The sequence below is a fragment of the Microcystis sp. M113S1 genome (assembly GCF_020246945.1).
GTDB lineage: Bacteria > Cyanobacteriota > Cyanobacteriia > Cyanobacteriales > Microcystaceae > Microcystis.
Window position 1 is genome coordinate 1 of the sequence record NZ_JADBSA010000111.1, and the last position, 10,449, is coordinate 10,449.

Here is a 10,449-nt window from a genome sequence, read left to right on the forward strand (position 1 = left end):
GACTCACCATGACCGAGATATTAACGCTAGTAAAAACATTTTGGCCGCAGGGCTTGCGGTGTCAGTCTGTAGAGCGACCATAAGACCAGAACAGAGTAAATCTGTTAAGGCAGGTGCGAAAAATCCTTCGGGAAAGAAGCAGAAACTCAAATCGTGAGGTTTGGGAATCACCGTCCGTTTACGGCGGTGAGGATGTCAATACCTTGTCTAGTATTGTAACTGACTAAAGGCTACTATGAAAAATTGCGTTTGTTCAAGCAAAAATAAGGCGTGTTACATTTCATTAACGCACCCTACGAGATCAGCGATCGCACTTAACCCTAGTTTATCTGCTTTCAGGAGGGAATAGAACTTCATTCACATAATCTTCGAGAGATTTCTCAATCTTCCGACTCATCCTTTCGTCTTGCCCAGAGTGCAGCCAGAATAAACCAATGAATCCTATAAGACCGAGCGTTCCATATGTTCCAGATTCTGATTTAGTTCTTTCGATACTAGGTAAAGAATTAAAATAGTCATGGTATTTACCATATAATCCTAAAGTACGATCCTCAAGAAAATTAAAATACTCTGACCCTGAATGGACATAAAAATCTGATTCTTTGTTTATTAGAGAAAAAGTAATAAAGCACCCCAAGAATGAAGCAGCTACCAGAATAATTAAAATAGTTCGCTTTATTTTGAGAGAACAAGTCTCCCACTTCTGGTATGCATTAACTGCATCTATTAAACTTCTGAATTTTGAATCTTTTTCGTAGAGTTCTCCCACTCTAGGATAAACCTCTTTGTGATACAGTCCATATCTTAAATTAAGATTCCGAATAATCCGATATACATGAATAACAGGTGTTTGACCGTTGATTTTTGATACGGTTGTAAGAAATGTATTGAAGTTACCTTGGCTTTGTAAGTTGCCTGTCCCAATAGTCCCCTGCATTCCTCCCATACTGGAATTCTCAGAATTTTGCTCTAGTTTTGGCTCATTATTAGGGTTAGACATGACTTCATACTCAAAGTTTAGTTATAGTAAGGATCTAGCAAAAACCAAAGAAACCTTTAGCTAAACCTAACCAGCCCAGCAGTTTCCGAAATATAGGTTCAACTTTACCTAACAAGTTTGTCCCAGATTCAACCGCTTTACCAGCATCCTCAAAAACTTCGGCAACTCGTTTTAAGTTGCCCCCAACTAATTGTTTGTCAGTTTCTTCCTCTTCTACTTCATGAATGACTGATTCAAGACGGCTTTCTGCTTTCTTCTTAAAGCTTTCTGGCATTAATGAATCCCTAACAATTTCTTTAAGCTGATCAAGTAACTCACGAACCTCCTCCTTAGATAAACCTTGTGGCTGAGATGTTTGAGAATGCATAACCTGCTGGGTATTGTCTCCAATCGATGCTTGCATTCCACCAGACATACTGCCAGTATTTGATTGAGGAATTCCACCACTTTGGCTTGATATCAGAAGTCCTCTCTAAGATTTCTAGCTAACGGTGAAGTGCAGCGGCGGCAGATAACCTCGAACTCAGCACCAGCAGCTTTCGTCCGTCCGCTGCCACGCAGTGTTAGGTGGCTGGCAAGAACATCGACCTACCCCGAAAGAGCTTTAGGGCTGACTGCAAACTCTAGCTGTGAACGATAGAAGCAAACATCAAACTCCATAAAGAAGTTCACCTGACCCAAGATAAGCGGTACATTGGTAGCTTGTGTCCAGGCAAATACCAGTTGCACAGGCTCAAATTGACCAACGACTGCTTGAGCAAGCACAACACGCGCCTCATACTGAGCGAGATTTCCTGTCAAACTCAGTGCTGTTGTTTGTCGTTCCCAATCATATCCAAGCTCAACCCCTATTGAGTACGGCAGCACATTGACACTCGCGCCAGTATCTAGAAGAGCGGATGCTGGGACAGAAACTTGTTGGTGAAGCAGGGTAAACGATAAGTAGGGGCGAAAACTGGCTTCACCTAAAGTTGGATCACCGGAAAGAAATGGGTACCGCTCAGCATTACGCATGGTCTTGAGCTTTGGCGGTTTGTAGGACTTTTAACATCGTATCTGCTGCTTCATGGGCGTCATAAGGCGACCATATGGGGTAAGCCTGGTTAGGTTTAATCAGATCTGCTTCCTGTTGGGCTAGTTCTGAAATTAGAAGCTGCATTATATAGAATTTGTCTGAGCGGCTCAGCCCCTTCAATGTTGAGATTAATTCTAAGGAAACCATTTTATACTCCAGCTAAAGTGTGTTTATAAAGTTGACACGTTCATTCAACGTTTCACAGTTTTTAAGATAGTTTGAAAACGAGAGTCATTACCGATTCTGTCTAGCTTTTCAGTCGGAAAATCTCTAATAAATTCTAAAGCTAGTTTCACATTGGGGTGAGTAGCTTGGTCAACTAATCTACTTGCAAGTTTCTGGTAACGATTTTGGCAAGAAGTAAATTGAAGACGCGAGGCAATCTCTGAATCACGAGTCAGCCTAATCAATTGAGATATTTGATTGTCTTGCCAACGATTAATCAAATTACTGTAAATTGGCTCGGCATCAGATGAAAATCCATACCCATTACCTATATGGCACATGGTTAAGACCTTGACATACTTCCCTGACACGCTATCCGGAATATTGCCACTTGCAGGAACAAAAGATTGAAGTAATCTTGCGGGAGATGGTTCATTATAGAAATTATTCCAACCATTATGGGCAGCTAATAAAGCGTCTAAGGCAGAAGTTATCTCAATGGCAATAGTGTTGGCTGGTAGATAAGCCAATCCATTTACAATTGTGAGAAAATCACGGGCTAGATTTGCTCTGGAAACTTCCCCATTTGCTGAAAACGACCCATGCTTTAAGCCAATGTCATATCTTGCATCCTCCGAACAAACTTCCCAAATTTCAGGTGCAAGAAATCGAACGTTATTTCGGACGTTTGCATCTAATCTAGGATCGGTGTACATTCCAAACCCGGTTCTCAAGAGGGAATGAGCTAGATCTTCAGGCAACCGCACAATCGCCTCTGCGATAGGAGGTACATCAGTTACAGAAAGAATTTCCTCTCGAACACTTCGCAAAAGACGCTTAATTTCTATGGCTGCATCTTCAGGTTCCTTTCCAAGAACCTCTTTTATGCAAGTTTCTAGCCATGATGCCAATTGCAAGCCCGTTAATTCATTATGATTTGGATGAGCAGCACTGGCATGATTCCGCATATCGCGGATGTAATCCAAATGTCGATATCCAATATCGCTAATGATTCCTGTTTCTCGACAACCTCTAACGAGTACCCAATCGTCTAGCTTTTCTAGATCACTTTCATCCCTAAATCTAGAACGCTGATTCGCATCTGTGATTGCAGTGTCATAAAAATAATCTAAATCAAACTGAACAACTTTTAAGCGAAGATTGCGAATTGTCTCATCCCAAAGGTAATTCAGAGCAGCATCAAAAAGTCCTACAACGCAGGCTGCTGAGAACTTAGAGATGTACATTGCACTACTACGCTGTCCTTCTGTGAGGGCAGGCATAATGTAAGGCATATTACTAATAACTTTTCGACGCTCATCAAGCCCAACCAAAACTGAATCTGTCGGTAAGCCCAGATAACCAAGATATGTAGACAGGCTTGCGGATAGTGGATCTAGCGTTGTAGCAAGTTCTACTGAAGAGGCTTGTAGTTGGATCTCTGAGGTCATAAATCGTTATATAAGGGGGCTAAACCACCAAAGGCAAAATTTTCTCAATCCTAGCACATCAGAATCTTGATCTGCTGCACCCTTCGCAATTGCTAAACCCCGTGCCGCCTTATTGCTTTGCCCAGTAACTTTGAAGTACCGTCACCACCGAGGACTTAAGCCACCTAACGTCAAAGATCACCGGGCCGGCCGTTGTGGTGTTTGCGAAGCAGGAGAGACCATAGTGGCCGGCTCCGGTGCATCGACTTGTTGGGAACTTTTAATTACTAATTCTGGAAAATATATTCAAGAATTCAAGAAGTCCTTGTTTTGTTGCTATAATATAAGTTGGTATTTCGCATTGATTATTATTTATCATAAATTCATTTCCAGCTTTCATGAGTACGATATTTGATTTCATAATAATTTGTTTTTCCATATCAAAGTTTTTCATTAAATATAATGTATCTTCTGGTACGACCATCACTGGCATACAAAGCACCTTCACATTGCCCTTGCTATTTCTAATTATTGAATTTTTTAATAGCAATGGATATCGATAAATCGAATGATTAATTGCCTGACTCCATTTATCATAGGGAGATCCCTTTTCATTGGCAAAATTCTTAGTCGCATCACTATGATATTGTTGTATTTCCACCCCAATAAACTTTTCTTTATTTGAAAGAATTGTAAGTTCAAAATTTGAATTATAAATCCTGGATATTTTTCCATGCTGCAAATCTACATTTAAATATCCAATATATTCATAATGGGAATTTCTGCACCCCACTATAATTGGATGGTTGATTGAAATGTTTTTACATTCAATTGCAATTCCAATTTCGTCAAAGGACGGAATAAACTTGCCGAATTTTTCATCCACTATTAATGTGTTTTCCATTTTAATTAATATATCAAATTCCCTAATTTTATCAGAGGCTGGATCAAGGTATTTTCCAGAGTGAATTGTATTTGGAAACTTCTTCCTAATTTGATTATAAATGTCTAACTCAAAAGCTAGATCACTCTTTCTGTTGTAGAACGCCATTAAATCGTCATTATTGATCATATTTATCTAAGTTCCCAACGCCAAGATCAGAAGCGGACCATAATCTCTCCATTAATTGAAGCCTTTGCATCCGTCTTCTGCATCTTGATGTTAGGTTGCGTGAAAGTCCTCAGAAATCTATGTATAAGGCCAGCGCATAATCAGTAGCATAGAGCTTAATAAATTGTGAGTTGATAACTAGCGCCTTTTTCGATGCTGTCTATAGAGGAATGCCACAAAACGAATTACTGACCGTAGCGCAGGTATCGTGCCGACTACTGAAACCGATGGACTTTTTTATTAGACTTTTTCCTGGGAATCGCCCTACCGTCCTATTTGGGCTGACGCTTGAGGATGATACCCGAGTTGGCGTCAATGTAATGCTCCACACGCCCGGAAGCGCCGGCCACCCGTACCTCCCAAACGGTGGCTCCATCTTCTCGCTCAAGGCCCACTTCCTCGACCGTTCCCGGTGTGGCCGCCAAGGCTGCTGACATCGCAGCAATGGCAGTGATGGTTGGAGCAGATGCCCTTGCATGCGAAGGGACATCTGCGGACTCCTGCTTCAATAAGTCGCCAGTAGACTCATCAATGTAGAGTTCGATGCCGCTGCCGTCTGGCTTTCGTACGACGACCTCCCAGGCAGCTCGCCCGCTTTCTTGGCTGCGATCGAGCTCAACAACGGCGCTGCCTGGGAGGGCAGCAAGTGCCTTATTAGCAGCAGATTGTGCATTTATCGCGGCTTTCACCGGTTTTGTCGGGGAAGGAGCTGTCGAGCTTCCAGCGGAAGCAGTGGAATCTGACTCGGCAGTGGAGCTTCGTTGAGCTGTGTTTGCTTGGCAGGAAGCGACGCACACGGCAAGACTCAAAAGTATGGCAGCCATGACGTGACGTGACAATGGTTCAGACATTAGACTCCTTGGATAAGAAAGCAATGAAAAGCATGGTTCATGAATCTGTGCGTGAGAATGGGCTCACCAGTTCATCCTAGATCCTATGTCATGAGTAGCGCCAGCTAACTATATAATATACGGAAACTTTCCTTATACTACGCTAAATACGCACTTTTTCAAGAATCTTTCCGTATATTACTCTCAAGTGGAGTGATCGCAAGAAGTTTTCCGTATAATATTACAATAAGCGTGTTATGCCGATTAGCGTACTCTGTTATGAACCCTCCCCCACCCCGAAAACTCCTAGACGTAGTGAGAGAGACGATCCGCCTTAGGCATTACTCCTACCGCACCAGCAATTCTCATTTTAAGGTTTCATGACATTAAAACCCTTGCACCTAGAGGGGTTAAAATTCTTTAACGAATCTCTAGGTCGCTGAAACAAGGCAAAATCGTTTCAAAATGAGAATTGCTGGGTTGCCAATTTCTTTTTTCTTTTGACTGATTACTGATAACTGATCAAGTCCCCCCACTTCCCTGAAGACAAAAAGGGTACGAAACTCGCACCCCACCAGATTGATCTTCATTTAACTTACTTTTTCTTTTTGCCTTTAGCGGGCGGATTATCCTGCGCTGCCGGTTCCGGGGCTTTTTCCTCCACTTCCGGGGCTGCTGCTACGGGTTCCGGGGCTTTTTGTCCCATTTGGGCGGCTACTTCGGCGGCGAAATCCGTTTCTTCTTTCTCGATCCCTTCACCTAGTACAAAGCGTTGGAAACGACGCACCTGAATATTTTCTCCTAAAGCAGCGATCGCTTGTTTGAGCAATTCGTCAATACTGATGTTCTGATCGCGGATAAAGGGTTGATCGAGCAGAGAAAGTTCTTTCAAACGTTTTTCAATGCGGCCGGCCACGATTTTTTCTTTGATATTATCGGGTTTATTGGCTAAATCGTCCCGTCCCATCTCAATTTCTTTTTCTTTGGCGGAGATTTCGGCGGGAATATCGGCCACTTTTACATATTCGACGTTAGGACAAGCGGCAATCTGCATCGCCACGTCATTAACCAATTTTTTGAACTCCTCGCGACGGGCCACAAAATCGGTTTCACAGTTCACTTCCACTAAAACACCGATGCGGCTGCCGGTGTGGATGTAACTGCCGATCATCCCTTCTGCCGCTACCCGACTAGCTTTTTTCTCGGCGGAAGTAATCCCTTTTTGACGCAACCATTCGATCGCTTTGGTTATATCCCCCGCGTTTTCCGTCAGCGCCCTCTTGCAATCCATCATGCCGGCGCCGGTCTTTTCCCTAAGTTCTTTAACCTGTTGTGCTGTAATTTCCGCCATAAAATTCCTAACCTACTGCTTATAATTGATCATGCCACGAGAGGGGCAGGTTTTACTGATCGATAGGTTCGGAAAGTTTCCCCCCGAACCTAGCCGCGATCAATAGCTAATTTTCCCTAGTTATCGTCGTCTCCACTGGCAAATTCGGCGGCGTATTGGGAATAATCACCTTCTTCCTCGTACTCGGTTTCATTATCGTAGTCTTCCTCGTATTCTTCCACCGCTGCTTGACCACCGCGACGACCTTCGATGATCGCATCGCTAATTTTGCCTAAAATCAGTTTGACTGAGCGAATTGCGTCATCGTTGGCGGGAATCGGCACATCTACCAAGTCAGGATCGCAGTTAGTATCCAAGAGGGAGATGATGGGAATGCCCAATTTTTGGCATTCTTGGATAGCGTTGTATTCCCGACGCTGATCGACTACGACGACTAAATCCGGCAGCCGGCGCATGGTTTTAATGCCACCGAGGTATTTTTCCAGTTTGCCCAATTCCCGACGCAGTACCGATGCTTCTTTTTTCGGTCGTTTATCGAGGGCGCCGCTATTTTCTAATTCTTCTAATTCTTTGAGTCTTTCTACCCGGCCGCGAATGGTTTCCCAGTTGGTTAACATTCCCCCTAACCAGCGTTGGTTAACGAAGTGGCTACCGCTGCGTAAAGCTTCCTGTTTAATGATTGCTGCCGCTTGCCGTTTCGTACCGATGAATAAAAAGCGTTTACCGCTATCGGCTTCTCCTCGGACAAATTCGTAAGCTTCTTCGATTAATTGGGCAGTTTGCACCAAATCAATGATATGAACCCCATTCCGGGCAGTGTAGATGTACTGAGACATTTTCGGGTTCCAACGGCGCGTTTGATGGCCAAAGTGAACCCCAGACTCTAGCAATTCTGCAAGAGAGACAACGGGCATATTTTTCTCCTTTTCGGGTTTATCCTCCATCTAGGGCTGGATTTCTAGATTCCTAGAAACACCCGATCGCCTAGATGTGCGATTTTTGACAACTTTTCTAGTCTAACACGAAAGGGCGTAATTGCATACCCGTAAATATTGGGTACTGAGGGCTTGCTACTGCAATTCCTCAAGTTTTTTCAAAACCGCTTCTGCATGGGCTTTTACCTTGACATTTGACCAAATATAGGCAATATTTCCCCAAGGGTCGATCAGGAAAGTGGAGCGTCTAATCCCCATATATTCCTTGCCCATAAATTTTTTTAATCCCCAGACTTGATAAATTTCCGCCAGTTGATGCTCGGTATCGCTCAATAATTGAATAGTTAAATTGTGTTTTTCAATAAAACGACAGTGGGACTTTTCTGAATCGGGACTAACTCCCAGAATTATCGCATTTAATTGCTGAAATTGCGGCGACAAAGCGGTGAAATCGATCGCTTCTGCGGTGCAGCCCGGAGTGTTATCTTTGGGATAAAAATATAAGACCAACCACTGACCGGCAAAATCTGCTAATTTACTAATTTCGCCTCTTTGGTTTGGGGTGGCAAATTCGGGGGCTTTTTGTCCAACTTCTAGGGTCATTTTTAGGAGTGTAAAGGCAAGAGTAAGAAAGGAGCGAGGGAGAGGGAAAGCAATAGCCAGACTTGATAGTTAAATCTGGGAAGTTCGGGTTTTTCTGACTCGACTAAAGCATCGATTCTCTCTAATAAACGATTATTTAAAGAATTATCATTGAGAGCGACACAGCAACTATCGGAGAAATTTATTTCCGCTACTTGATTAACTTTTTCTGCCACTAAAAGCAGGGATTCAGCTAATAGTAAATAATCCACTTGTCCGGAAGCGTACTTATCGGCGCGCAATTCCCGCAAGAAGACTAATTCTAACCATAAATTTTCGCTATTGGGCAGCCAAGAAGACATCGATCGCAGCCAACCTAACCAGAAAAACCAGAAAGTGTCATGATATTCTTGGTGAGCTTGTTCGTGGGCTAAAACTGCTTGTAAATGTTCTTGATCTAAGAGATTTAATAATCCTTGCGTCACAATTAATTGCGACTTCCAGAAGCCAACTCTGGCACTGTAGGGAAAATCTATCGCTAAAACTCTCGCCTTCTGAGCGGTGATTTTTTTGAGGGGATAACTGCTAAAATCCCGATGGGTTTGCCAAGTTTGATAGGAGAGTTTTATCAGACAAAATAGAGCAAAAACTAGCCAAACTATGGCGCTAAAGTAACTAATTAAACTGGAGTGATAGCCCAACATTTGCCCACGATAGCCCATACAAACCACCGATATAACTGTCATTAACAGCAGCAAAGGAGGAAAAAAGAAGAAAAATAGCGTTGTCTGCCAACGACGCTGATAGCTGGGCAGAAACCAACGTAAACTAACCGCGATAGTTAATGCTAGTAATAACATTAAACTGTGCATTAGCCTTCTCCCCGTTGTTGACGAAGGGTATCTAAACGAGAGGCGATCGCTTTTAATTGTTCCACACTAGCAGTATCGAGACTATCGGCAAAAGAAGCCACCACATCCGCATTACCAATAGCCAAAAAACGATGTAATTGTTCGTAGGCTTTAATTGCCTGTGCTTGTTCCTTAGAAACCATCGGTTTCCAGTAGAAAATCCGACCCTGTTTATAACAACTTAACCAGCCTTTATTAGTTAAACGACGCAGTACCGTAGTCACAGAAGTATAGGCCAGATCTCGTTCTGGATCCGCTAAAATGCGATCGTGGACATCCTTAACGCTAACGGGTTCCAATTCCCAGACAATATTGAGAATTTCCGCTTCTAGGGGGCCCAAGGATAACTGTTTTGGTTGATAGGTCGGCAATTGAGCCATAGTCACACAGAAATGAAGATTACTTTCCTGATCATAGCGGCGGATATCGATCGCCTGATAAAATAGCAACGATCTTTTATCTTGTCTTTATGTCCACTGAAAATAATTTAACCACGATTACGGGCGCTGATGCCATTGATGTGGCGATCGCTAATGGCATTGATTTTGATGGTTCCCCCATTCCCCCAGCAAAATTGGAACTTTATCACCGGGTAATGGGTTTGGAAGCAGGACGACAAAGAAGCGGGGTTTCTAACACGATGAGATCGCGAATTGTCCGCATCGGGGCCAAACATATCCCTCAAGAGGAATTAAATCAGCTGTTGTTAGCCGCCGATTTTGCTCCTCTCAAGGAAAAAGAAATCGCTTTTTACCTATAATGTCGGCTTTTCATCTCTCGGTTTCACCTCGGAGATGAAAGGTTCCGCCAGCATAGAACAGCACTTCGACACATTTCGACAGGCTCAATGTAAAGGCTCAATGTAAAGGCTCAATGTAAAGGCTCAGTGACACGAGCACGACTAAAAATAACTCTAATCTATAGAACCTATTTGGTATCTTAGGATACAGCTAATCGTCGTAGTAGAAGTCGAAGAAAACAGAGATGAATTTTGGTAGTGGAGTGCTGTAAAGTACGCTCAAAATTTTTGACTAAAGATTTGCAGCGTTCCATCCAAGA

The 10,449-nt window shown here is 43.0% G+C and carries 13 protein-coding genes and 1 pseudogene; 2 read left to right on the forward strand and 12 right to left on the reverse strand.

What is annotated here, in order from left to right; translation table 11 throughout:
- Positions 1-157: pseudogene (locus IM319_RS05805) on the forward strand (RNA-guided endonuclease TnpB family protein); the annotation flags it as partial.
- Between the two features lie 168 nt (positions 158-325).
- Here the strand turns inward: IM319_RS05805 and IM319_RS05810 are convergent.
- The 12 genes from IM319_RS05810 to IM319_RS05865 form a co-directional block, all read right to left on the reverse strand.
- Positions 326-1,000 carry a hypothetical protein gene (locus IM319_RS05810; protein ID WP_287734975.1) on the reverse strand — a complete coding sequence of 225 codons (675 nt, stop codon included), beginning with the start codon at positions 998-1,000 and terminating at the stop codon, positions 326-328.
- Positions 1,001-1,034: 34 nt separating this feature from the next.
- Positions 1,035-1,403 carry a hypothetical protein gene (locus IM319_RS05815; protein ID WP_287734976.1) on the reverse strand — a complete coding sequence of 123 codons (369 nt, stop codon included), beginning with the start codon at positions 1,401-1,403 and terminating at the stop codon, positions 1,035-1,037.
- A gap of 185 nt (positions 1,404-1,588) precedes the next feature.
- On the reverse strand, positions 1,589-2,014 hold the full coding sequence (locus tag IM319_RS05820; RefSeq protein WP_287734977.1) for a retropepsin-like aspartic protease: 426 nt from the start codon (positions 2,012-2,014) through the stop codon (positions 1,589-1,591).
- Positions 2,007-2,222 (reverse strand): hypothetical protein, encoded by a 216-nt coding sequence (locus tag IM319_RS05825; protein WP_287734978.1) that lies wholly within the window; start codon positions 2,220-2,222, stop codon positions 2,007-2,009. Before IM319_RS05825 ends, IM319_RS05820 begins: the two co-directional genes overlap by 8 nt.
- A 44-nt stretch (positions 2,223-2,266) precedes the next feature.
- Positions 2,267-3,691: a hypothetical protein gene (locus IM319_RS05830; RefSeq protein WP_287734979.1), complete on the reverse strand. Its 1,425-nt coding sequence runs from the start codon at positions 3,689-3,691 to the stop codon at positions 2,267-2,269.
- 259 nt (positions 3,692-3,950) lie between these two features.
- Complete coding sequence (locus IM319_RS05835) at positions 3,951-4,742, reverse strand: hypothetical protein (RefSeq protein ID WP_287734980.1); 792 nt, start codon at positions 4,740-4,742, stop codon at positions 3,951-3,953.
- Positions 4,743-5,053: 311 nt separating this feature from the next.
- On the reverse strand, positions 5,054-5,470 hold the full coding sequence (locus tag IM319_RS05840) for a PepSY domain-containing protein (RefSeq protein WP_287734981.1): 417 nt from the start codon (positions 5,468-5,470) through the stop codon (positions 5,054-5,056).
- Between the two features lie 736 nt (positions 5,471-6,206).
- Positions 6,207-6,962 carry a translation elongation factor Ts gene (tsf, locus tag IM319_RS05845; protein WP_287734982.1) on the reverse strand — a complete coding sequence of 252 codons (756 nt, stop codon included), beginning with the start codon at positions 6,960-6,962 and terminating at the stop codon, positions 6,207-6,209.
- Positions 6,963-7,078: 116 nt separating this feature from the next.
- Complete coding sequence (gene rpsB / locus IM319_RS05850) at positions 7,079-7,876, reverse strand: 30S ribosomal protein S2 (protein ID WP_043997933.1); 798 nt, start codon at positions 7,874-7,876, stop codon at positions 7,079-7,081.
- 156 nt (positions 7,877-8,032) lie between these two features.
- Positions 8,033-8,500, reverse strand: a complete 468-nt coding sequence (bcp, locus tag IM319_RS05855; RefSeq protein ID WP_287734983.1) for a thioredoxin-dependent thiol peroxidase — start codon at positions 8,498-8,500, stop codon at positions 8,033-8,035.
- 2 nt (positions 8,501-8,502) lie between these two features.
- Positions 8,503-9,351, reverse strand: a complete 849-nt coding sequence (locus IM319_RS05860) for a M56 family metallopeptidase (RefSeq protein WP_287734984.1) — start codon at positions 9,349-9,351, stop codon at positions 8,503-8,505.
- On the reverse strand, positions 9,351-9,839 hold the full coding sequence (locus IM319_RS05865; protein WP_149108066.1) for a BlaI/MecI/CopY family transcriptional regulator: 489 nt from the start codon (positions 9,837-9,839) through the stop codon (positions 9,351-9,353). Before IM319_RS05865 ends, IM319_RS05860 begins: the two co-directional genes overlap by 1 nt.
- A 20-nt stretch (positions 9,840-9,859) precedes the next feature.
- Here IM319_RS05865 and IM319_RS05870 point away from each other — a divergent pair, with 20 nt between their 5' ends.
- Positions 9,860-10,150 (forward strand): small RNA NsiR4-regulated ssr1528 family protein, encoded by a 291-nt coding sequence (locus IM319_RS05870; RefSeq protein WP_287685029.1) that lies wholly within the window; start codon positions 9,860-9,862, stop codon positions 10,148-10,150.
- Positions 10,151-10,449: the final 299 nt, after the last annotated feature.